19 protein-coding genes are annotated in these 22214 nt (G+C 60.7%); 14 read left to right on the top strand and 5 right to left on the bottom strand.

The features are described from left to right. Window positions 1-39 precede the first annotated feature (39 nt). From pta to PHQ58_RS03125, 3 genes are all read left to right on the top strand, one after another. Complete coding sequence (gene pta / locus PHQ58_RS03135; protein ID WP_300106771.1) at window positions 40-2085, top strand: phosphate acetyltransferase; 2046 nt, start codon at window positions 40-42, stop codon at window positions 2083-2085. Between the two features lie 585 nt (window positions 2086-2670). Beyond that, window positions 2671-3054, top strand: a complete 384-nt coding sequence (locus PHQ58_RS03130; RefSeq protein WP_300106769.1) for a response regulator transcription factor — start codon at window positions 2671-2673, stop codon at window positions 3052-3054. Then, the gene (locus PHQ58_RS03125) at window positions 3047-4468 is read left to right on the top strand and encodes an undecaprenyl-phosphate glucose phosphotransferase (RefSeq protein ID WP_300106766.1); all 1422 of its coding nucleotides are present in this window, start codon (window positions 3047-3049) and stop codon (window positions 4466-4468) included. Before PHQ58_RS03130 ends, PHQ58_RS03125 begins: the two co-directional genes overlap by 8 nt. Window positions 4469-4583: 115 nt before the next feature. On the opposite strand, the gene PHQ58_RS03120 is transcribed toward PHQ58_RS03125, so the two are convergent. Next, entirely contained in the window at window positions 4584-5531 is a 948-nt protein-coding gene (locus PHQ58_RS03120) for an SDR family oxidoreductase (protein ID WP_300106763.1), read from the bottom strand. Between the two features lie 51 nt (window positions 5532-5582). Between PHQ58_RS03120 and PHQ58_RS03115 the strand changes: the two genes are divergently transcribed. Next, window positions 5583-6626: a CDP-6-deoxy-delta-3,4-glucoseen reductase gene (locus PHQ58_RS03115; protein ID WP_300106760.1), complete on the top strand. Its 1044-nt coding sequence runs from the start codon at window positions 5583-5585 to the stop codon at window positions 6624-6626. A gap of 16 nt (window positions 6627-6642) precedes the next feature. Here the strand turns inward: PHQ58_RS03115 and PHQ58_RS03110 are convergent, their stop codons facing one another. Both PHQ58_RS03110 and xdhC read right to left on the bottom strand, forming a co-directional pair. After that, entirely contained in the window at window positions 6643-7878 is a 1236-nt protein-coding gene (locus PHQ58_RS03110; RefSeq protein ID WP_300106757.1) for a urate hydroxylase PuuD, read from the bottom strand. Then, window positions 7878-8726: a xanthine dehydrogenase accessory protein XdhC gene (gene xdhC / locus PHQ58_RS03105; RefSeq protein WP_300106754.1), complete on the bottom strand. Its 849-nt coding sequence runs from the start codon at window positions 8724-8726 to the stop codon at window positions 7878-7880. Before xdhC ends, PHQ58_RS03110 begins: the two co-directional genes overlap by 1 nt. 100 nt (window positions 8727-8826) lie before the next feature. On the opposite strand from xdhC, the gene PHQ58_RS03100 reads away from it, so the two are divergent. Next, window positions 8827-9351 carry a hypothetical protein gene (locus tag PHQ58_RS03100; protein WP_300106752.1) on the top strand — a complete coding sequence of 175 codons (525 nt, stop codon included), beginning with the start codon at window positions 8827-8829 and terminating at the stop codon, window positions 9349-9351. A gap of 83 nt (window positions 9352-9434) precedes the next feature. Here PHQ58_RS03100 and uraH read toward each other — a convergent pair whose 3' ends face one another. Further along, complete coding sequence (uraH, locus tag PHQ58_RS03095; protein WP_300106749.1) at window positions 9435-9788, bottom strand: hydroxyisourate hydrolase; 354 nt, start codon at window positions 9786-9788, stop codon at window positions 9435-9437. Between the two features lie 45 nt (window positions 9789-9833). Between uraH and puuE the strand changes: the two genes are divergently transcribed. The 5 genes from puuE to PHQ58_RS03070 all read left to right on the top strand — a co-directional run bounded on the left by puuE (window position 9834) and on the right by PHQ58_RS03070 (window position 17580). After that, complete coding sequence (puuE, locus tag PHQ58_RS03090) at window positions 9834-10811, top strand: allantoinase PuuE (protein ID WP_300106746.1); 978 nt, start codon at window positions 9834-9836, stop codon at window positions 10809-10811. A gap of 166 nt (window positions 10812-10977) precedes the next feature. Then, window positions 10978-12834, top strand: a complete 1857-nt coding sequence (uraD, locus tag PHQ58_RS03085; protein ID WP_300106743.1) for a 2-oxo-4-hydroxy-4-carboxy-5-ureidoimidazoline decarboxylase — start codon at window positions 10978-10980, stop codon at window positions 12832-12834. Between the two features lie 48 nt (window positions 12835-12882). Continuing rightward, on the top strand, window positions 12883-14109 hold the full coding sequence (locus PHQ58_RS03080; RefSeq protein WP_300106740.1) for a M20/M25/M40 family metallo-hydrolase: 1227 nt from the start codon (window positions 12883-12885) through the stop codon (window positions 14107-14109). Window positions 14110-14267: 158 nt separating this feature from the next. Beyond that, on the top strand, window positions 14268-15179 hold the full coding sequence (locus PHQ58_RS03075) for a bestrophin family protein (RefSeq protein ID WP_300106737.1): 912 nt from the start codon (window positions 14268-14270) through the stop codon (window positions 15177-15179). A 97-nt stretch (window positions 15180-15276) separates the two neighbouring features. Continuing rightward, window positions 15277-17580 (top strand): NADP-dependent malic enzyme, encoded by a 2304-nt coding sequence (locus PHQ58_RS03070; protein ID WP_300106734.1) that lies wholly within the window; start codon window positions 15277-15279, stop codon window positions 17578-17580. 100 nt (window positions 17581-17680) lie between these two features. Here PHQ58_RS03070 and msrA read toward each other — a convergent pair whose 3' ends face one another. Next, window positions 17681-18385, bottom strand: coding sequence for a peptide-methionine (S)-S-oxide reductase MsrA (gene msrA, locus PHQ58_RS03065; protein WP_300106731.1), 705 nt, complete (start codon window positions 18383-18385; stop codon window positions 17681-17683). A gap of 125 nt (window positions 18386-18510) precedes the next feature. On the opposite strand from msrA, the gene PHQ58_RS03060 reads away from it, so the two are divergent. The 4 genes from PHQ58_RS03060 to PHQ58_RS03045 are packed head-to-tail and all read left to right on the top strand — an operon-like array spanning window position 18511 to window position 22088. Continuing rightward, window positions 18511-18990: a DUF3429 domain-containing protein gene (locus PHQ58_RS03060; RefSeq protein ID WP_300106728.1), complete on the top strand. Its 480-nt coding sequence runs from the start codon at window positions 18511-18513 to the stop codon at window positions 18988-18990. Next, window positions 18987-20567, top strand: coding sequence for a deoxyribodipyrimidine photo-lyase (locus PHQ58_RS03055; protein WP_300106725.1), 1581 nt, complete (start codon window positions 18987-18989; stop codon window positions 20565-20567). The genes PHQ58_RS03060 and PHQ58_RS03055 overlap by 4 nt, the downstream gene beginning before the upstream one ends. A 50-nt stretch (window positions 20568-20617) precedes the next feature. Continuing rightward, a complete protein-coding gene (locus PHQ58_RS23610; protein ID WP_367187267.1) occupies window positions 20618-20773 on the top strand; it encodes a DUF2256 domain-containing protein in 156 nt (51 codons plus the stop codon). Between the two features lies 1 nt (window position 20774). Then, on the top strand, window positions 20775-22088 hold the full coding sequence (locus tag PHQ58_RS03045; RefSeq protein ID WP_300106722.1) for a DASH family cryptochrome: 1314 nt from the start codon (window positions 20775-20777) through the stop codon (window positions 22086-22088). The last annotated feature ends 126 nt before the right edge of the window (window positions 22089-22214 follow it).

Genomic DNA, 22214 nt, shown 5'->3' with positions numbered 1-22214 from the left:
GCCACCTGGCGGGTTGGCAATCATCAGCGGAGTTTTCTCATGCGTTCGTATTTCGTTGCAGCAACACAACCCAATGTCGGCCTTACCTCGGTGTCACTGGGCCTTTTGCGGGCGCTGCAACGGCGTGGCCTGAAAGTGGCATTTGTCAAACCCATCACCAAACGCACGCCAGACACCGAACCGTCTGTGCTGTTTGCCCGCCGCATCTGCCAGACTGAAACCACGCCTGATCCCTTGCCCATGAGCCAGGCCACCCAATATGTCACCAATGGCAAGACCGACGAGTTGCTTGAGAACATTGTCAGCATGGCCATGTCCTGCACCGAAGGCGCCGACGTGCTACTGGTTGAAGGCATCCATGCGGACCCAAGCCGGGCCTTTATTCCGCGCCTGTCGGCTGACATCGCCCGAAGCCTACAGGCCGATGTGGTGCTGGTGGCCAGCGGCGCCAACCCAGAGGACATCGCCCAGGCCCGCTACATGATTGCCCAGGTGCGCAATGCCGGACGCAGCGTGGTGGGCGTCATCTTCAATCGCGCCACACCAGACTTTGATGAGGCCGCCGTACACAACCAACTCGACGGCGTGCCGATCTGGGGCGTTGTTCAAAACAACCCGGCGCTGTCGGCGCCGCGCACCCTGGACGTGGCGCGCCACCTGGGTGCCGAGGTGATGATCGAAGGCGACATCGCCACCCGGCGCGTGCTCGACACCGTGCTGTGCGCCCGCTCAGTGACCGAAGTGGTGCCGCGCCTCAAGTCGGGCACGTTGGTGGTCAGCGCTGGCGACCGCGACGACGTGATTCTGGCCACCGCGCTGGCGGCAAGCAACGGCATTGAGTTGGCCGGCCTGGTGCTAACCCATGACAGCTTCATCAGCCCGGGCATCGAGCGCTTTTGTTCGCGTGCGTTTCACAGTGGGCTGCCGGTCTTGCGGACCGATGGTGACAGTTTTGGCACCGCCGCACGCATCAGCCGCTTGCAGCTTGCCGTGCCGCAAGACGACTTGAGCCGCATGGACACCGTGATCGACAGCGTGGCCGAGCAAATTGACGGCGATGCGATCTGCGTTGGACTGGACCGCGTCAACTCGACCCGCATGTCACCCCCAGCCTTTCGCTACCAGCTCATGCAAAAAGCCCGTGCTGCCAACAAGCGCATCGTGCTGCCCGAAGGCGACGAGCCGCGCACCCTGCGTGCCGCCGTGATCTGCACCGAAAAAGGCATCGCCCGTTGCGTGTTGCTGGGCAAACGCAAGGTGATTGAATCCGTTGCCGACTCGCTGGGGCTGGAGTTGCCGCCGGGCCTTGAGATTCTGGACCCCCAGCAAATCGCTGAACAGTATGTAGCGCCAATGGTGGCGATTCGAAAAAGCAAAGGCTTGACCCCCGGGCAAGCCCTGACCGCGCTGGAAGACACCGTGGTGCTCGGCACCATGATGCTGGCAGTGGACGAGGTCGACGGCCTGGTCAGCGGCGCGGTGCACACCACGGCCAGCACGGTGCGCCCCGCGTTGCAGCTCATCAAGACGGCGCCAGGCTCGTCCATCGTGTCGTCTTGCTTCTTCATGCTCATGCCTGAACAGGTGCTGGTGTATGCAGACTGCGCCGTCAACCCCGACCCAACCGCCAAAGAACTGGCCGAAATTGCCAAGCAAAGCGCCGACAGCGCCCTGGCCTTTGGCATCGACCCCAAGGTGGCGATGATCAGTTACAGCACCGGAGCCTCCGGCTCGGGTGACGACGTTGAGAAGGTGCGCGCCGCCACCGAACTGGCCCGCGCGCAGTGGCCAGAGTTGGTGATTGACGGCCCCATGCAATACGACGCAGCCACGGTGCGCGATGTGGCGGCCCAAAAGGCACCGGGCAGCGCGGTGGCAGGCCAGGCCACCGTGTTCATCTTCCCTGACCTGAATACCGGCAACACCACCTACAAGGCGGTGCAGCGCTCGGCCAACGTGGTGTCTGTGGGGCCAATGCTGCAGGGCTTGCGCAAGCCCGTGAATGACTTGTCGCGCGGGGCGCTGGTGGACGACATTGTGTTCACCATCGCGCTGACGGCGATTCAGGCTGCGGCACTGGATTAGCCATACAAACGCCCCGGGTTACAAAAGGCCCAAGGCAATCGCCCACAGCAAAATCACATCACCCGACGCACGATCACAACCGATATGCGCGCGGTGGCGTCGCACAGAAGGCAGATCATCAGCTGCTGCACCAAGCACAAAATCCTGATGGCAAAAGTTTGCCTCAGTTCATCAAAACCCTTGATTTCTTGGTGATCAAAACCGGTCCTGCAGTGCATGCCCGGTTTTTCCGCACGCGACCAAATTCAAAATTCTCACACTGTCGATGCGATTGACACCAAAACCTTTCGCGTAAATTGCCCAAATTTCCTCAATATTCCCCATTTTCGAAATAGCCCAGGCGGTCAATTGCACTTACCATCAAGGCGCTCAGTGCACGCTTTCTCTCCGCTTCAAGACAGGCCGGCCTAACTTGACAGCGATCCCATGAGAGCACTCGTCAAATCAACTCAGGTCTTCTGGCGCAACTGCGGGTGACGTCTCGTGACGCGATCTTTTGTTTTCAAGCCATTGTTTTTATTCTTAATTTTGAAAATTTTTGCATCCTTCGCCGCACCGCAACCATTCCACGTTGTCGCCTGATCAATGGATCATTTTTATTCCCGCTCGTTTGAAATCACCTGCAACCACCGCCACACCATCACGCGGTCGTTAGCGGTACATAGCCATCGTGACATACCGGACTGGTGGCCAGGCGACCGGCAAAGCTACCTTCCATACCAAGAGCACTTAGCGCCCCCCACTAATGGCACTACCCACGCACCCGGCCATGCGTCCGACCTGACCGATCGCGAAGTCCAGGTCTTGTACTGGGTCGCCTCGGGCAAAACCGACCCCGAAATTGGTCGCCTTATGGACATCAGTGAGTTCACCGTCAAAAACCACATGAAGCACATCTTCAAAAAGCTAGATGTGGTTGCCCGCGCCCAAGCCGTAGACAAGTACAACGCCTTTCTCGTCAATGACTGAAGCGCGATCCAACACCTCTGCTGCTGCCGCCAGCAAACAGCTGGCAGGTTCAACACTTGGCAAGGGCAACCTGCTTAACGTCCTGATCGCCATCGTCACCCCGACGACTCTGGTGCTGTCGCTGTGGGGCGTTTCGGTTTACTTTGAGGGCGAGATCCCGCCGGCCTACCTGCTGCTCTCAGTGTTGGTGTTTGCGCTCACGTTTCCAGGCGAGTCGCGTCTGCAAAAACCCTTGTGGACCGCTGGACTCAACATTCTCCTCAACTGGACCTGGATTGCTGCCCTGCTGTTTCTTATCGGTGTGGCCACCGGCTTCTTGCATGTGTTCTCCGACAAAGCCTTGCTAGCCTGGCTATTGTTAGCACCAGTCGCTGAATTTGGCGCCTGTTTGCTGCTGCGCGCCGCGGTTCCCGCACTGCTCAATCTGCAAGGCCCCAAGCAGCGCGCCGTCATTGTGGGCATGAATTCTCAGGGCTTTGCACTCGCCACCAAGCTGGCGCAGTCGCCCTACAGCCACATCGAACTGTGCGGCTTTGTCGACAGTCGCGATGCTGGCCGCAACGGCGTTGACGCCAACCACCCCGTGCTGGGCAAGCTCAGTGACATTGCCCGCCTGGTGAAAGTGCATCACATTCAGGTCATTTATTTGTCGCTGCCCATGGCTTCGCAGCCACGCATCCTGCATGTGCTGGACGACCTCAAAGACACCACCGCCTCGATCTATTTCGTGCCCGACATGTTCGTCACCGACCTGATTCAGGGCCACACCACTGCGGTATGTGGCGTGCCAGTGATCTCGGTCTGTGAATCACCGTTTACCGGCATGAACGGCGCCATCAAACGCGCCAGCGACATCGTGTTCTCCGTGCTGATCCTGACTCTGATCACACCTGTGCTCATTGGCGTGGCCATTGCCGTCAAGCTCACCTCGCCTGGCCCCATCATCTTCAAGCAGCGCCGCTATGGCCTTGATGGCAAAGAAATTCTGGTCTACAAATTTCGCTCCATGAGCGTCACCGAAGACGGCGGTGCCATTCGGCAAGCACAAAGAAACGATGCCCGCATCACCCCGCTGGGCGCCATATTGCGGCGCACCTCACTTGACGAACTGCCCCAGTTTGTCAACGTGCTGCAAGGCCGCATGAGCATCGTGGGCCCTCGCCCTCACGCCGTGGCCCACAACGAAACCTACCGCAAACTCATCAAAGGCTACATGGTGCGCCACAAGGTCAAGCCCGGCATCACCGGCTGGGCCCAGGTCAACGGCTTCCGTGGCGAAACCGACACCCTCGACAAAATGCAGGGCCGCATTGACTACGACTTGGACTACCTGCGCCACTGGTCGTTGCGGCTTGACATCAACATCATCTTCAAAACCGTCCGCCTGGTCGCCAAAGACCAAAAGGCCTACTAAACCGATGTCCCCCAAGACTGACCACAGATCGAATTCACCCACTGCAGCCAGGGCCACCCGTTTCACTTCACCGTTAAATACCCTGCAAGTCGGCCTGGCGAAATAGCCATCACGATCACAACCCCGGCATTGCCAGGCCCTCAGCCACAGTTGCATAACGCAAACGCAGGCCCAACTCTTTCTTCAGCCGGGAGTTGTCCATGCGGCGCGATTCGCCCATGAAGCTCAGCATCATCACCGGCAGTTTTTCTTTGGCACCAGCGCGCGACACGCGGGGTGGGCGCGGCAAGCCATACAGATCTGCGGCAAAGTCAAAGTAGTCGCCCATCTTCAGGCAGGTGTCGTCATTGACGTTATAGACCCGGCCCGGCTTGGCATGCCACAGCGCGGCCACGCAGGCTCGGGCCAGGTCGTCGGCGTGGATGTGGTTGGTGAACACGTCGTCTTCAGTGCGCAACACCGGCGTGCCTTTGAGCAGGCGCTCACGTGGCGTGCCGCCTTCACGGTCGGGCGCGTAGATGCCGGGAATGCGCAAGGTGCTGACGTGTGCGCCGCTGGCACGGCCAAAGTGGCGCACTCTATTTTCAGCATCAATTCGCCTCTGGGCCCTTGCTGTTTCTGCGTTAGTAGCTCTAGTTTCAATAGCTAAACCACCCTGACAGTCGCCATAGACGCCGCTGGTGGAGCCATACACCAGCGTTTGCACAGGCAAACGCCGGCGCAGCACACCCAGCAGATTGCGTGTGCGGGTGTCTTGCCAGCCAGCGCCCGGGGGCGGGGCCAGGTGCACGATGCGGGTGGCCAGACCGCTCAGGCGTTTGAGGCTGGCGGGCTTGTCCAGGTTGCCCAGCAGGGGTGTGATGCCACGGGCGCGTAACTCAGGCACACGCTCAGCACTTGAGGTCAGGGCAAGCAGACGCACCCGGGGGGCCAGTTCGCGGGCCACGCGCAAGCCCACGTCACCGCAGCCCACCAGCAACACGCGCTCGCGCCGAAAACGTGCGGGCAACGCGCCGGGGCGGGTGGCATACAGGAGCACATGGGGGCTTTTCAATGCAGGCAAAATTGGCACCTTTTTGACGATTAAAACAAACGCCTTGAGGATAACCAGAATATGACAGCCAGCAGCGCGACGGCATTTCAGATCACGATTGAGCCCAGCGGCCGAACCTTTACCGTGGCCCCCACCGACACCTTGCTGGCCGCCGGCATTGCGCAAGGAGTCAACCTACCCTACGGCTGCAAAGACGGTGCCTGTGGCTCATGCAAATGCAAAAAGCTCAGCGGCACCGTCAGCCACGGCGCACACCAAAGCAAGGCGCTCAGCACCGAGGAAGAAGCGCAGGGTTTTGTGCTGACCTGCTGCGCCAGCGCCCACAGCGACGTGGTGCTGGAGTCGCGCCAGGTGACGGCTGAAGGAGCGTTGCCCATCAAGAAAATGCCCACACGCGTGACCTTGATGGAGAAAAAATCGCCCGATGTGATGCGCCTGCTGCTGCAAATGCCAGCCAACGATGTCTTTACCTACCATGCCGGTCAGTACATTGAATTTTTGCTGCGCGACGGTGTGCGCCGCAGTTATTCCATGGCCAGCGCGCCGCACCTGATTGGGCAAGGCCTGGAGCTGCACATTCGCCACATGCCCGGCGGCGTTTTCACCGACCAAGTGTTTGGCACGATGAAGGAGCGCGACATTTTGCGCATTGAAGGGCCGTTTGGCAGCTTTTACCTGCGCGAAGACAGCATCGAACCGATGGTGTTGCTGGCCGCGGGCACGGGCTTTGCCCCGATCAAGGCGCTGATCGAGCACCTGCAGTTCAAGGGCAGCACACGCCCGGCCACGCTGTATTGGGGCGGGCGCCGACCGCATGATTTGTACATGGACGATTGGGTCAAGGCCAAACTCGCCGAGATGCCCAACCTGCGTTATGTGCCGGTGGTGTCTGATGCTTTGCCAGAAGACAACTGGGCCGGCCGCACCGGCTTTGTGCACCGCGCCGTGTTGCAAGACCTGCCAGATTTGTCGGGCTACCAGGTCTATGCCTGCGGCGCACCGATTGTGGTGGCGTCAGCGCAGCGCGATTTTGTAGAAGCCGGGCTGCCAGTAGACGAGTTTTACGCGGATTCGTTCACCTCTGAGGCGGACAAGGCGGCATAACCGACCAAGGCACAGCTCAGTCGCTCTTCGCCCCGGTCTCAAACCACTGCTTGATCAGCATGCGCTCGGCCTCGGAGATGCCGGTGGCATTGGTCATGGGCATGATTTTGCTCACCACCACCTGCTGGTAGATGGCTTGCGCGTGCAGCTTGACATTGGCGGCGGAGTCCAGCCGCACGTTTTTCATTTGCACCTGCGCGCCGTGGCACAGGTAACAACGCTGGGCCAGAATGGGTTGCAGAGTTGCATAACCAATTTGGCCTCCAGCCACCGTGTTACCTGCGTGAGTAGCTATTGAATCTGAAGATACTGAAACGGGCTCGGGTTTTGGTGCCAGCCAGACGATCATGGCAAGAATCACCGCCACGCCCACACCCGCGTAGGGCAGCGGGTTGGTGTTGCGGCCCAGCTTGTAGCCGTGGCGCATGACAAAAAACTGCCGGATGGCGGCACCGGCAAACATCATGGCGATCAACACCAGCCAGTTTTGCGGGTGCGTGTAGGTAAAGCTGTAGTGCCCGCTGAGCATGGCAAACAGCACCGGCAGGGTGAAGTAGGTGTTGTGCACACTGCGCTGCTTGCCGCGGATGCCGTGAATCGGGTCCACCGGCTGCCCGGCCTTGATGGCAGCCACCACCTTGCGCTGGCCCGGAATGATCCAGTGCGCCACGTTGGCGCTCATGCTGGTGGCCAGCATGGCACCCACCAGCAAGAAAGCGGCGCGCCCGGCAAACCAGTGGCAGGCCAGCCAGCTTGCCACACACACCAGCACCAACACCAGGACACCCACGATCGCATCACCGTTTTTGCGCTGGCCGAAGATACGGCAAATCAAGTCATACAGCAGCCAGAACACCACCAAAAACCCGATGGCCACCGCAATGGCCTGCCAGGGCAGCCAGTCCATCTTTGACTTGTCGATAAGGTATGTGCCCGCGCTCCACAGGTAAGACACGGTGAACAGCGCAAAGCCGGTGAGCCAGGTGCTGTAACTTTCCCAGTAAAACCAGTGCAGGTGCTTGGGTAACTGCGGGGGCTTCACGGCGAATTTCACCGGGTGGTAGAAGCCGCCGCCATGCACGGCCCAGAGCTCGCCGCTGACGCCTTGTTTTTTCAAATCATCGTCTTCCGGCGGGGTCAGGCTACTGTCCAAGAACACAAAATAGAACGACGAGCCAATCCAGGCGATGGCGGTGACCACATGCGCCCAGCGCAGCAGCAAATTAAGCCAATCCAGCACGTAACTTTCCATCATGTTGTCCTTTGAGTTTCACCGCGGGTGATGTCGGCGCTGCCAATGACCTGCAAGAGTTGTGCCGCCACGGCCACGGCGATCACTTCGGGCGCTTTGCCAGAAATGCCGGGCAGGCCAATGGGGCAGGTGACGTGCGCCAGTTCTTCGGGCCGAAAGCCGCGCGCTTGCAAGCGGTGGCTAAAAGCTGCCCATTTGCTATGGCTACCGATCAGACCGATGAAGGGCAAGTCAGCCTGTGCGCGCTGGCGCGCAATGCACGCGGCCACCACGTCCAAGTCTTCGGCGTGGCTAAAGCTCATGACCAGCACCAGCGCGCCTGGCGGCAAATCAGCAACTGCTGACTGAACCGGGTCGGCGTGTTCGGCCAGCACGTTGGCGGGCAGCGGCTCGGGAAAAATCTCGTCGCGACTGTCTACCCAGCGCACACTCAAAGGCAACGGGGCCAGCGTTTGCACCAGCGCCCGCCCCACGTGGCCGCCACCGAACAGCGCAATGTGCGGCCAGTGGGCACGGGCTTGAGCAAAAGCGGCCTGCAAACGCGGCACGTCGGCCGCGCCCACGCGTTCAAACTTCAGCACCACCTCGCCGCCGCAGCATTGGCCCAGCGATGGCCCCAGGGCATAACGCAGCAGGGGTTGGCCCGGCGCGCCGTTTAGCCGGGCGCGGGCTTGCGCCATGGCTTGCCACTCCAGATGCCCGCCGCCAACCGTGCCAAGGGTTTCATCAGCCAACACGGCCATCCAGGCACCAGCCTCTCGCGGGACCGAGCCACGGTGGCTGTGCACGGTGACCAGCACGGCGTCTTGCGTGCGCAACTGCACCAAAAAGTTGCGTTCAGATGTCACAAAGGCTTACCTTTTTAAGATGACTACGCTTCAGCGGACGCGGTTTTTCAGGCACATTACGGGGCCATATCTCATCCAACCGTTTTGAGGGTTTTGCAACGTGAAAACAACACTCCTGCTGCGCACACGCTGGCTTGCATTTGGCGCGGGTCTGGCGGCGGGCTTGGCCGCACTGATCGCGGGTTGCACGTCGACCCCAGTGCCCCCGCCTGCTGTGACCGAGCAGGCACCCACACCCGCCACCACACCCCTGGTGGTGACGCCCACGCCTGGCCAACTGCTCGTCTCGAACGCCACCACACCGCGCGCCTACCGGCGTGACGCCGCCAGCCATTTGTATGGCAAGAACAAAACCCGCATTTACCAGGGCATGATGCCGCCGCTGCTGTACGCCATTGGGGTGTTGCAAATAGAGGTTGACGGCAAGGGCCGCGTGACCAGCCTGAACTGGATGCGCGCGCCCAAACATGCGCCGGAAGTGATAGCCGAGATTGAGCGCCTGGCGCGCCAAGCCGCGCCCTATCCGGTGCCAGTGCGCATGGGCCGCGTGACCTACACCGACACCTGGCTGTGGCACAAAACCGGTCTGTTCCAGCTCGACACCCTGACGGAAGGGCAATTGTGAAACCTTGAGGGACAGACCAAGATTTACGAAGTAAATTTGCTCTGTCCTCAACTGACTAGACCTGCGGGACAGCCCCCCGCGCATCAAGACCCCCGGTACGTTGAATAACTCCACGGGCTCACCAGCAGTGGCACATGGTAGTGCTGCTCGGGCGCTGCCACCCCAAAGTCCAGGCTGACTTGCCCCAGAAAATTCGGCTCGGGCAAGGCCACACTCTGCGCCTTGAAATACGCCGCCACATCAAAGACCAAGCGGTAGGTGCCGCGCTTTAACTCGGTGCTGTCAAGCAGCAGGCCAGCGGGGTTGCGCCCGTCTTGATTGAGCACAAATTGCTTGAGTTGCAGCGCGGTGCTGCCTTCGGTGGCGTACAAAGTCACGGTCATGCCCGCGGCCGGTGTGCCGTGCATGGTGTCCAACACATGCGTACTCAGTCCCATGATGCAGCCCTCAAAAATGAAGCAAAGTGTATACACTGATTCCCCATGACCCACGACAACAGCACCCTGCCCTACCCCCGCGATCTGAAAGGCTACGGCCCAAATCCACCCCATGCGCGGTGGCCAAACCAGGCCCGTATTGCGGTGCAGTTTGTGCTGAACTATGAGGAAGGTGGCGAAAACTGTGTGCTGCACGGCGATGCGGGCTCAGAGCAGTTTTTGTCGGAGATGGCCAACCCGGCCAGCTACCCCGACCGGCACATCAGCATGGAAGGGATTTACGAATACGGCAGCCGGGCCGGGGTGTGGCGCATATTGCGCGAGTTTGAGCAGCGCGGCCTGCCGCTCACCGTGTTTGGTGTGGGCATGGCGCTGCAGCGCCACCCCGAACTGGTGCAAGCCTGCCAACAATTGGGGCATGAGATCGCCTGCCACGGCTGGCGCTGGATTCACTACCAAGACCTGCCCGAAGACATAGAGCGCGAACACATGGCGCGCGGCATGGCGGTATTGACCCAGCTCATGGGCAGCCGCCCGCTGGGTTGGTACACCGGGCGCGACAGCCCCAACACGCGCCGCCTGGTGGCCGACTTTGGCGGCTTTGAATACGACGCGGATTACTACGGCGACGACCTGCCCTTTTGGATGCAGGTGCGCAAAACGGATGACAGCGTGGTGCCGCAACTCATCGTGCCCTACACGCTGGACTGCAACGACATGCGTTTTGCCCTGCCACAAGGGTTTTCGCACGCTGACCCGTTTTACCAATACCTGAAAGACAGCTTTGATGCGCTCTATGCCGAGGGCGACCCGGCTGGCCTGAACGCGCCCAAGATGATGAGCGTGGGCATGCATTGCCGCTTGCTGGGGCGGCCGGGGCGCATTGTGGCGCTGCAACGGTTTCTGGATTACATCGGGCAGCATGACAAGGTGTGGGTGTGTCGTCGGCTGGACATTGCGCGGCATTGGCGGGTGGTGCATCCGTATGGCGCATCTGCCACAGGTTCGTCAGCGCCAGATTGAGCTTGGCCCAAGGCGGCGCAGGCTGCGGGCAGACTGGAATGAATATTGCATGTGTTTTTAACCTCTAGCCTTTTGTTTGCAAGCGCAAGCAGCTATGTTTAACGGAGCATTTTTTGTTAACTGTCGTTGATCCCCCCTCTGTTTCCCTCGCCAGCAGGAGCAAAAAATGCCATTGACCTTGCAACAACTCAATGCCGCAACACATGAAGAAGCCTTAACCCTGCTTGACGGCCTGTACGAACACAGCCCCTGGATTGCCCAGGCTGCCCTGAAAAACCGGCCCTTCAAATCCATCAACCACCTCAAATTTGCCTTGGCCGAGGTGGTCAGCCAAGCGACAAAAGAGCAACAGCTCAGCCTGATCAAAGCGCACCCCGAGTTGGCTGGCAAGGCCATGGTGAGCCAAAGCCTCACGGTGGAATCCAGCAACGAGCAAAACAAAGCAGGCCTGACAAACTGCAGCGCCGACGAATTTGCCCGTTTGCAGCAACTCAACGCCAGCTACAACGCCAAATTTGGTTGGCCATTCATCCTGGCGGTGCGCGGGCCGCGTGGCTTGGGCTTGAGCCGGGCTGAGATCATTGCCACTTTTGAGCGCCGCCTGCACGGCCACCCCGACTTTGAATTGCAGGAGTGCCTGCGCAACATCCACCGCATTGCCGAGCTTCGCCTGAACGACAAATTTGGCATCACGCCGGTGCTGTGCAACGACGTGTGGGACTGGCATGAAGCCTTGAGCCAACACTCGGAAGCCCCCGACCAACTCACCGTGACCTACCTCACCGAGGCTCATCGAGCCTGCGCCGCGCGCCTGCAGGGCTGGATGCAAGACTGCGGTTTTGATACGGTGCACATCGACGCGGTGGGCAATGTGGTGGGGCGTTTTGAGGCTCACCAAACCACCACAGAATACTATTCAAACGATAGCTACTCACGCATATTAAATAAGGGCTACGGGCCTAAAAAGCATATAAACACTCAAACCCTGCTGACCGGCAGCCACTACGACACGGTGCGCAATGGCGGAAAGTATGACGGCCGCTTGGGCATTTTTGTGCCCATGGCCTGCGTGCGTGAGCTGCACCGCGCCGGGCAGCGGCTGCCATTTGCCATTGAAGTGGTGGCCTTTGCCGAGGAAGAAGGCCAGCGCTTCAAGGCCACATTTTTGGGCTCAGGCGCACTCACCGGCGACTTCAAGCCCGAGTGGCTGGACCAATTGGACGTTGATGGCGTGTCGATGCGCGCAGCCATTCAGCACGCTGGCTTGTGTGTGGACGACATTGCCCGGCTCAAGCGCGACCCGGCGCAGTACCTGGGTTTTGTCGAAGTGCACATCGAGCAAGGCCCGGTGCTGAACGCGCTGAACCTGCCGCTGGGCGTGGTGACCAGCATCAACGCCAGCGTGCGCTACACCGCCGACGTGCTGGGCACCGCCTGCCATGCGGGCACCACCCCCATGAACCAGCGCGCGGACGCTGCCTGCGCCGTGGCCGAATTCATGCTGGCCTGCGAAGCCCGTGCCGCAAAAGACGGTGACTCGGTGGCCACGGTAGGCCAGTTGTCTGTGCCCAATGGCTCCATCAACGTGGTGCCCGGGCGCTGCCAGTTTTCACTGGACCTGCGCGCGCCCAGCAACGCCCAGCGTGACGCGCTGGAGGCCGATGTGTTACGCGCATTGGCCGACATTTGCACACGCCGAAAAGTAAGTTTTGAAATCACCGAATCGATGCGCGCCAGCGCCGCCCCCAGCGCACCCGTCTGGCAGCAGCGCTGGGAAACCGCCGTAGCAAGCCTGGGCTTGCCGCTGCACCGCATGCCCAGCGGTGCCGGCCACGACGCCATGAAACTGCATGAGGTGATGCCGCAAGCCATGCTGTTTGTGCGCGGCCAAAATGCCGGCATCAGCCACAACCCGCTTGAATCCACCACCAGTGACGACATGCAGCTGGCGGTGGAGGCGTTTAACCATTTGCTTGAACAATTGGCCAGCGCAGGGCCGGCTGCCGCCAGCCAGGCAGACTGAAGTCCGCCCCACAACCGCACACTGCCTCGACAACAAGCCTGCACCACCATGACCAACTACACCCAACTTGACGCCTGGATTGACGCCCACTTTGATGAGCAAGTGCGCTTTCTGCAAGAACTCATCCAAGTCCCCACCGACACGCCCCCCGGCAACAACGCACCGCACGCCGAACGCACCTTTGCGCTGCTGCAAGCCATGGGCATTGACGCCGAAAAACACCCGGTGCCCGCCGCTGAAGTGCATGCCGCCGGGTTGCAAAGCATCACCAACCTCATCGTGCGCCGCGCCTATGGCCCAGGCGGCAAAACTATTGCGCTGAACGCCCATGGCGACGTGGTGCCGCCCGGTGAGGGCTGGACGCATGACCCCTATGGCGGCGAGATTGAAGACGGCAAGATTTTTGGCCGCGCCAGCGCCGTCAGCAAATGCGACTTTTCCACCTTCACCTTCGCCATGCGCGCGCTGGAAGCCGTGTGCCAACCGCAAAAAGGCCAGCTGGAGCTGCTGTTCACCTACGACGAAGAGTTTGGCGGTGAAGTTGGCCCAGGCTGGCTGCTCAAGCACAAACTGACACAACCCGATCTGATGATTGCCGCCGGATTCAGCTACCAGGTAATCACCGCCCACAACGGCTGCCTGCAACTGGAGGTGACGGTGCACGGCCAGATGGCGCACGCCGCCATTCCAGAATCCGGTGTCGATGCGCTGCAGGGTGCCGTCAAAATTCTCAATGCGCTTTACGCACAAAACGCGCTTTACAAGGCCATCACCTCGCAGGTGGAAGGCATCACCCACCCGTACCTGAACGTGGGGCTGATCGTTGGTGGCACCAACACCAATGTGATTCCGGGGCGGGTCAGCTTCAAGCTGGACCGGCGCATGATTCCAGAAGAGAACGCAGCAGACGTCGAAGCCGGCCTGCGCGAACTCATTGCCCACACGGCGGCACAATCCCCCGGCATCACAGTGGAGGTCAGACGCATGTTGCTGGCCAAAAGCATGCAACCGCTGCCCGGAAACAAGCCCTTGGTGGATGCCATTCAGCAACACGGCAAAGCCGTTTTTGGCGAAGACATTCCCGCCTTGGGCACCCCGCTTTACACCGATGTGCGGCTGTTCTGCGAGGCCGGCATACCCGGCGTGATCTACGGCGCCGGACCCCGCACCGTGCTCGAATCCCATGCCAAGCGCGCCGATGAGCGGCTGGACCTGGAAGACCTGCGCCGCGCCACCAAGGTGATTGCCCGCAGCTTGTGCGACTTGCTGGCGTAGAAAAATAGATGCTTGGGCGATGATGGGGAACCAGCGCTTGCGCGTTGCCGTGTTGCAACTAAACATAGGGTAAACCCTGATTTTCCCAGTACACATAGGCGGCATCAGTGACAATGCCTGCTCCATAACACACCGGCTTTCAGACGCTTGTTTTCATCGTGATTGTTCGCCCCCGACCCCATTGGATTCGCCTGCTGCTTGTTCGGCGAGGTTCGCTGGTACACCGCATTTACGGCCAGCAACTGTTCATTTTTGTCCTGTCTTGCGCGGTGGTGTTGGCGCATGGCCAGCTTTTTTTATGGAAAGTCACACTCAACGCCAGCCCGTTTTCGTTGATGGGCATTTCATTCGCTATTTTTCTTGGTTTTCGCATCAACGCAAGTTACGACCGTTATTGGGAAGCCCGCAAACAATGGGGCAGCGTGCTGGTAGAAGCACGCAACCTGACGCGCCAGGCTCTGACTTTTGTTGCGCCTGGGCGCGATGTGCGTCCGTTTGTGCTGGGGCTGGTTGGCTTTGCCAGCACCATGCGCAACCAGTTGCGTGAGCAAACGCCCACCGCGCACACCGAGGGCCTGCTGCCCGAGACCTTGCGGCTGCAGTTGGCCAGCGCACGCTCGGCCCCCGCACTGGTGTTGCTCTGGCTCGGCCAATGGTTGCGTGATTGCCGGCAGCAAAAGCTGCTGGAGCCGATGCTGGCGCACAAGATGGAGGCGTCGCTCGACGGCCTGTCATTGGCCCTGGGCAGTTGCGAACGCATTGCCAACACGCCCTTGCCGTTTGCCTACTCGGTGATTCTGCACCGCAGCGTTTACCTGTATTGCGCGCTGTTGCCGTTTGGGCTGGTCGACAGCATTGGCTGGATGACGCCGCTGGTGGTGACGTTTGTGTCGTACACCTTCTTCGCCCTGGAAGCCCTGAGTGATGAGATTGAGAACCCGTTTGGCCTGGCCGACAACGATCTGGCGCTAGACGCCATGGTGACCGGCATCCATGCCAGTCTGTCTGAAATGCTGGGTGATGTGCCCCCGCCCATCGCCCGGCCAAACGCGAATTTTGTGCTGACGTGAATTTGGGCAGTCCACCCTTGTGTGACAGCCAATCTGTCAGAGAACTCTGCGTTTTCCGGGTGTAAAGTAGACGCCGTCTATTACATCAGGAGCCTCCATGAGCCATGAACTATCCAGCGCTGAACAAGCCCTGGGCGACGCATCGCGTGATTACCACCGCTTTCCCACGCGCGGCAAGATCTCGGTCAACGCCACCAAGCCGTTGATCAACCAGCGCGATCTGGCACTGGCTTACTCACCCGGTGTGGCTTATCCCTGCCTGGACATTCAGGCCAACCCTGACCTGGCTTATGACTACACCAGCCGAGGAAACCTGGTGGGCGTGGTGACCAACGGCACCGCCGTGCTGGGCCTGGGCGACATTGGCCCGCTGGCGGGCAAGCCGGTGATGGAAGGCAAGGCCTGCCTGTTCAAGAAATTTGCTGGCATCGACGTGTTTGACATCGAGCTGGCCGAGCGCGACCCCGACAAACTCATTGAGATCATTGCCGCGCTGGAGCCCACGCTGGGCGGCATCAACCTGGAAGACATCAAGGCCCCCGAATGTTTCTACATTGAAGAAAAGCTCAAGGCGCGCATGGGCATTCCGGTGTTCCATGATGACCAGCACGGCACTGCCATCATCAGCAGTGCAGCGCTGGTGAATGCGCTGGAGTTGGTGGGCAAAAACATCCAGGACGTGAAGGTGGCCGTGTCGGGCGCCGGTGCCGCCGCGCTGGCCTGCCTGGGGGTCATGGTGGGCCTGGGCGTACAGGTCAAAAACGTGTTTTTGTGCGACTCCAAAGGTGTGATTTTCAAGGGCCGCCCAGGTGGTTACGACCACTCCAAGGCGCGTTTTGAGCAAGACACCACTGCCCGCACGTTGGCTGATGCGGTCAATGAAGCCGATGTGTTTCTAGGCTGCTCGGCCGCCGGGGTGCTGACGCAAGACATGGTCAAAACCATGGCGCGCCAGCCCATCATTCTGGCGCTGGCCAACCCCGAGCCTGAGATTCGCCCCGAACTGGCCAAGGCCGTGCGGCCCGATTGCATCATTGCCACCGGCCGCTCGGATTACCCCAACCAGGTCAACAACGTGCTGTGTTTCCCGTACATCTTCCGCGGTGCGCTGGACTGCGGCGCGACCCAGATCACCGAAGAAATGAAGCTGGCCTGCGTGCAAGAGATTGCTGCGCTGGCCAAGGCCGACATCAGCGAAGAGGTGGCCCATGCCTACGCCGGGCAAGAGCTGGCGTTTGGTGTGGATTTCATCATCCCCAAACCGTTTGACTCACGCCTGATTTTGCGCATTGCGCCCGCCGTGGCAGCTGCCGCAGAGGCCTCTGGCGTGGCCAAGCGCCCGATCAAGGACATGGACGCCTACCGCCAGACGCTGGCACGTTTTGTCTACTCCACCGGCTTGCTGATGGAGCCCGTGTTCAACGCCGCGCGCAACGCCCCAGCCGCCTCCAAACGCGTGGCCTATGCCGAAGGCGAAGACGAGCGCGTGCTGCGCGCCGCCCAGATCGTGGTCGAAGGCCAACTGGCCCGGCCCATTTTGATCGGCCGCCCGGCTGTGATCGAAGCCCGCATTGCCAAGGCCGGCCTGCGCCTGCAGCTGGGCCGCGATGTGGACGTGGTCAACCCCGAGGACGACCCGCGTTTTCGCCAGTACTGGGAAAGTTACCACCAGCTGATGGGGCGCAATGGCGTCAGCCCGGAAGCCGCCAAGGCTGCGGTGCGCCGCAGCACCACCACCATTGCCGCGCTGATGGTCAAGCTCGGCCACGCCGACGCCATGTTGTGTGGGCTGCATGGCCGCTTTGACGTGCACCTGGACCATGTGCGCGACGTGATTGGCCGCGCCCCCGGTGTCAGCAACTTTGCCACCCTGAACGCCCTGATGCTGGAGAGCCATTCGCTGTTTGTGGCCGACACTTATGTCAATGAAGACCCGAGTGCCGAGCAGCTCGCCAACATTGCACAAATGGCCGCCACTGAGGTCAAGCGCTTCGGTTTACAACCCAAAATTGCGTTTTTGTCGCACTCCAATTACGGCTCGTCCAGCCGTGGCTCGGCACGCAAAATGCGCGCAGCCCGTGATCTGTTCAGAATAGCGTGCCCAGAAGTGGAATGCGACGGCGAGATGCAGGGCGACGCCGCCTTGTCAGAAGACATCCGCAAGGCAACTTTGCTCGACAGCACACTCAGCGGCCCGGCCAACATCTTGATTTGCCCCAACCTGGACTCGGCCAACATCTTGTTCAACGTGCTCAAGATGACCGGTGGCAACGGTGTCACAGTGGGCCCGATTCTGCTCGGTGCAGCCGCCACCGCACATGTGCTGAACCCCTCCAGCACCGTGCGCCGCGTGGTCAACATGACAGCGCTGGCGGTGGCAGACGTACACGCCGTGCGTTAAAGCCAGTTCATCAGGCCAATAGAAAGCCCAGCCAAAATACTATGTTTTTTATAGTGCCTCGCGCTTATTCCATAAGCGCTACAGCCTTATTTCTTATAAATTATTGGGAGGCAGCAGGGGTACCCCAAAGCTGTTTGAGGCGGGCATCTCGGCCACAACTGGTGCGGTAGTAGTTGTATCGCACCGGGTTGTTCTGGTGGTAGTTTTGATGCTCTTGCTCAGCGGGGTAAAAATCATCCAGCATCACAATCTGGGTTTGAATCGGATCGGCAAACGGTTTGCTCTGCGCCAGCGCCGCCAGTGACTCCTTGGCTAACTGCAGTTGCGCTGGCGTGGCTGCAAATATCGCCGTGCGGTAAGGTGTGCCAATGTCGCAAAACTGGCGGTCTCGCACGGTGGGGTCGATGGTCTTCCAGAAGTAGGCCAGCAATTGCGCGTAGCTCACCTGTTTGGGGTCAAACACCACCCGCACTGCTTCAGCATGACCGGTGGCATGGCTCGACACCTCAGAATAGGTTGGGTTGGAAGTTTTGCCGCCGGTGTAGCCAGAGGTGGTGGACAACACGCCAGGCAGCTTGTCAAAGTCGGCCTCGGTGCACCAGAAACAGCCGCCAGCCAGCACCGCCACTTCGCTGCCCGCAGGCTGAGCCAGGTCTTCTGCTGGCGGTGTGGCGGCCCCCGGCGCGCGGGGCGTGGCAAATTCCCACCAACCAATCAACCCCAAACTGACGGCGAGTGCCAGCCACAAGGCAAAGCGAGGCTTGGCGGGTTTGGCGGCGTGTGAGGCAGGTGGTTTTGAATTCATGCCGCATGATAAAAACTGCGGCCAAAGACCGTCATGCGCGGGGGTATTTTGCCAATTGAGGGGCGCAGCACCTAGAGGCATCGCACACAATGACCTGGCCTGACCCACTCCACCCAAAGACCACCATGACATCTTCTGAATCCTCCCGCCCCGCCATCGTCGCCTGGCTGGGCTACGGTGGCCTGTTGCCGTTTGTGGTGCTGGCCTTGGCAAGTGCGCTGGATGCCAACCACCGTGAGCTTTGGCAAAAAATGCTGCTGAGCTATGGTGCGGTGATTCTGAGTTTTGTAGGCGCCTTGCACTGGGCGTTTGCCATGGTGCACCCCGCCACCCAAGAGCAGCCAGCCAATGGCGTGTATGCCTGGAGCGTGATGCCCAGCCTGGTCGCCTGGGTGGCGCTGCTGGTGTCCCCTGCGGCGGGCACCACACTGTTGCTGGGCGGGCTGCTGGCCCATTACCGGCAAGACCTGCGGTTGGCCCGGGTGCTGGCGCTGCCGACCTGGTATTTGCCGCTGCGCCTGCAGCTCACGGTGGTGGCATGCCTGTGTCTGGCCACGGTTTATTTGCTCGGGCAAGGCTTGACACAAGGGGGCTTAAGCGCGTGAGCTACGGCGTGGTCTGGTTCAAGCGCGACTTGCGACTGCACGACCACGCCGCGCTAACCAACGCCGCCGCGTACGGCCCGGTACTGTGCCTGTATGTGATTGAGCCCAGCTTATGGGTGCAGCCAGATGCGGCACGCCAACACCATGAATTCATCCTGGAAAGCCTGCGCGAACTGGCCCACGCGCTGAAAGCGCTGGGTGGCCGCCTGCATGTGCGCACTGGCGAAGTGCCTGAGGTGTTGGCGCAGTTGCACGCACTGGCCCCTTTCGAGCGCTTGTATTCACACGAAGAAACTGGCAACGGCGTGACCTTTGAGCGCGACAAGGCAATGGCACGCTGGTGCCGCGCCCAAGGGGTTGGCTGGCAAGAATTCCCCCAATTTGGTGTGGTGCGCCGACTGGTCAGCCGCAACCACTGGCAAAGCCATTGGGTCACCCATACGGCAGCGCCCCAGTTACCCTGCCCCACGCCTGGCGCCCTGCAATTTGCGCCGTCGCCCTGGCACGCGCAGCATGTGTTCAGCGCGCAAGAACTGGGGCTCGACGCGTTTGACCCACCTGAGCGCCAGCGTGGCGGACGCAGCGCGGGGCTGGCGGTGCTGGATGATTTTTTGAATGACCGTTGCCGCCATTACCGGGGCGGTATCTCGTCACCGCTGTCGGCACCCAGCGCTTGCTCGCGCCTGTCGCCCTACCTGACGTTTGGGTGTTTGAGCCTGCGCGAGGTGGTGCAAGCCACCGATCACAAGTTACTACAGTTAAAAGAGCACTCTGCGCATGCTGCAAAAGGGCTAGAGGCATTTTTAAGCCGATTGCATTGGCACTGCCACTTTATCCAGAAGCTGGAATCCGAGCCAGAGCTGGAATGGCGCAATGTGCACCGGGGCTACGACGGCCTGCGTGAGCCCGACTGGAACCCGGCGCATTTTGAGGCTTTGCAATCCGGGCGCACCGGCTGGCCGATGGTGGACGCCTGCGTGGCCATGCTGCGCGAAACCGGCTGGCTCAACTTTCGCATGCGGGCCATGCTGGTCTCAGTCGCGGCTTACCCGCTGTGGCTGCACTGGCGCGAGGTGGGTCAGTGGTTGGCGCGGCAGTTTTTAGACTACGAGCCCGGCATCCATTGGAGCCAGATGCAAATGCAGTCGGGCACCACCGGCATCAACACCACACGGGTCTACAACCCAATCAAACAGGCGCAAGACCATGACCCCAAGGGCCTGTTTGTGCGCCGCTGGTGTCCGGCCCTTCGCCGAGTGCCTAACAGTTGGTTGTTTGAGCCCTGGCGCATGCCCGAGAGTGTGCAGACGGCCTGTGGCGTGCGCGTGTGTGCGGATGCGCGCCCCGGTGCGCCTGACGCCTGGCCAATGCCACTGGTCGATCTGGAAACCGCCACCCGCTTTGCCAAAGACCGCCTGCACAGCTTGCGCCGCACACCATCAGTGCGCGCAGGCAAAGCCACCATTGTTGAAAAACATGCATCCCGTAAAGTCCAGGGCGCGCGAGTGACAAGCACCCGGCCAAACCGCCAGGCAAGCCTTGCCGCTAGCACGCAGCTGAGCCTGGGCTTTGACTAACACCCGCTCCGTGGTCCACCAACCCCAAGCTCCTCGCACACACCTCCTCCATGAAAATGCGCAAAAAATCTGAGTTGCCCAGCAAAATCTGCCTCACCTGCGGCCTGGCTTTTGCCTGGCGCAAGAAGTGGGCGCGCGACTGGGGCAACGTCAAATACTGCTCTGAGCGCTGCCGCCGCTCATCCCCCACCTCCCAGCAAGACTGACATGACCCCTCTGATTTACTGGTTCAGGAACGACCTGCGCCTGCACGACAACCCGGCGCTTGTCCAGGCCTGCGCGCAGTCTGATGCGCTTCTGCCGGTGTACTGCCTGGGCAGCGCCAGCGCCATCCACAACGGAGACACACGCTGGGGCGTCATGCAGCCCGGCATGCACCGCCAACGGGTGCTGCTGGACAGCCTGATTGACCTGGACGCCCAATTGCGCGCCATGGGCAGCGCCCTGACCGTGGTCTACGGCCCCGCCACCGACATGTTGCCCAAACTGGCGCGGGCCGTGGACGCGACCGCCATCCACTGCGAAAGCATTGCCGCCACCCATGAACAAAGCGAGCTTGACCAGTTGCAACATACCGGCGTTGAAGTTGTCAGCCGCTGGCAGTCCACCTTGTTCGAGCCCGATGACCTGCCCTTCAAGGTGCAAGACCTGCCTGCCGTGTACACCCAGTTTCGGCGGGCCTTGACGTGTGCACAGGTACGACCCGTGGTCCCGCTGCCAGCCCCCACACAGTTGCCGCCGCTGCCCGAAACCGCGCACGGCTACGCCACGGTGAACCTGGCAGACGAACTGGCCAAATTGGGCCACAACAGCCCCGAGCCGCGTTCCAGCCTGCCATATTTGCAAGCCGAATTTACCGGTGGGGAACGCGCTGGATTGGCCCACTTGGCGCGCTACTTTGCGAGCGACCTGCCACGGCATTACAAAGCCACACGCAACGGCCTCACGGGCACGGACTTTTCCAGCAAATTGTCCGGCTGGCTGGCCTCTGGCGCGCTGTCGGCACGCCAAGTGGCACAGACCATCAGCAACTATGAGCAGCGCGAGGGCCCCAATGAGGGCACCGAGTGGCTGCTGCTGGAGTTGCTGTGGCGCGACTACTTTCGCCTGCTGCACCTGCAATATGGCGACAAGCTGTTTCGGTACCGTGGCCTGCGCGACAAGGTGCCGCCCATCCACCACGACCCGGCCCTGTTCACCCGCTGGTGCCTGGGCCGCACCACTGAACCCTTGGTGGACGCCGCCATGCACGAGCTGCTGGCCAGCGGTTACCTCTCCAACCGCTTGCGCCAGGTGGTGGCCAGTTATCTGATCCATGAGCTGCACGGCGACTGGCGCGCCGGTGCCGCCTGGTTCGAAGCCCAGCTGATTGATTACGACGTCTACAACAACCAGGGCAACTGGCTCTACATCGCTGGCATGGGCACTGACCCACGCGGCGGGCGGCGCTTCAATGTGCAAAAGCAGGCACAAGACCACGACCCCGACCAAAGCTACCAAAAGCTTTGGCATCAGGTATGAACCGAGATTGTTCATTAGGACTTCTGCCGACTTTGGCGGCACAATAACTGCTCACATTTTCTTGTGGATTTCTAATGGCATCCATTAGAAATAGCTCAATGAAATCAACGCTGTTGTTCTGAATTG

Source organism: Rhodoferax sp. (assembly GCF_028688795.1).
In the GTDB taxonomy this organism is placed as follows: Bacteria; Pseudomonadota; Gammaproteobacteria; order Burkholderiales; family Burkholderiaceae_C; genus Rhodoferax.
This window is presented reverse-complemented; position numbering and strand designations above follow the sequence as displayed.

Bases quoted from the DNA above. Each gene is read 5' to 3' on its own strand.
- pta (WP_300106771.1), top strand. From the start codon at position 40: ATGCGTTCGTATTTCGTTGCAGCAACACAACCCAATGTCGGCCTTACC.
- PHQ58_RS03130 (WP_300106769.1), top strand. From the start codon at position 2,671: ATGGATCATTTTTATTCCCGCTCGTTTGAAATCACCTGCAACCACCGC.
- PHQ58_RS03125 (WP_300106766.1), top strand. From the start codon at position 3,047: ATGACTGAAGCGCGATCCAACACCTCTGCTGCTGCCGCCAGCAAACAG.
- PHQ58_RS03115 (WP_300106760.1), top strand. From the start codon at position 5,583: ATGACAGCCAGCAGCGCGACGGCATTTCAGATCACGATTGAGCCCAGC.
- PHQ58_RS03110 (WP_300106757.1), bottom strand. From the start codon at position 7,878: ATGGAAAGTTACGTGCTGGATTGGCTTAATTTGCTGCTGCGCTGGGCG.
- uraH (WP_300106749.1), bottom strand. From the start codon at position 9,788: ATGGGACTGAGTACGCATGTGTTGGACACCATGCACGGCACACCGGCC.
- puuE (WP_300106746.1), top strand. From the start codon at position 9,834: ATGACCCACGACAACAGCACCCTGCCCTACCCCCGCGATCTGAAAGGC.
- uraD (WP_300106743.1), top strand. From the start codon at position 10,978: ATGCCATTGACCTTGCAACAACTCAATGCCGCAACACATGAAGAAGCC.
- PHQ58_RS03080 (WP_300106740.1), top strand. From the start codon at position 12,883: ATGACCAACTACACCCAACTTGACGCCTGGATTGACGCCCACTTTGAT.
- PHQ58_RS03070 (WP_300106734.1), top strand. From the start codon at position 15,277: ATGAGCCATGAACTATCCAGCGCTGAACAAGCCCTGGGCGACGCATCG.
- msrA (WP_300106731.1), bottom strand. From the start codon at position 18,385: ATGAATTCAAAACCACCTGCCTCACACGCCGCCAAACCCGCCAAGCCT.
- PHQ58_RS03060 (WP_300106728.1), top strand. From the start codon at position 18,511: ATGACATCTTCTGAATCCTCCCGCCCCGCCATCGTCGCCTGGCTGGGC.
- PHQ58_RS23610 (WP_367187267.1), top strand. From the start codon at position 20,618: ATGAAAATGCGCAAAAAATCTGAGTTGCCCAGCAAAATCTGCCTCACC.
- PHQ58_RS03045 (WP_300106722.1), top strand. From the start codon at position 20,775: ATGACCCCTCTGATTTACTGGTTCAGGAACGACCTGCGCCTGCACGAC.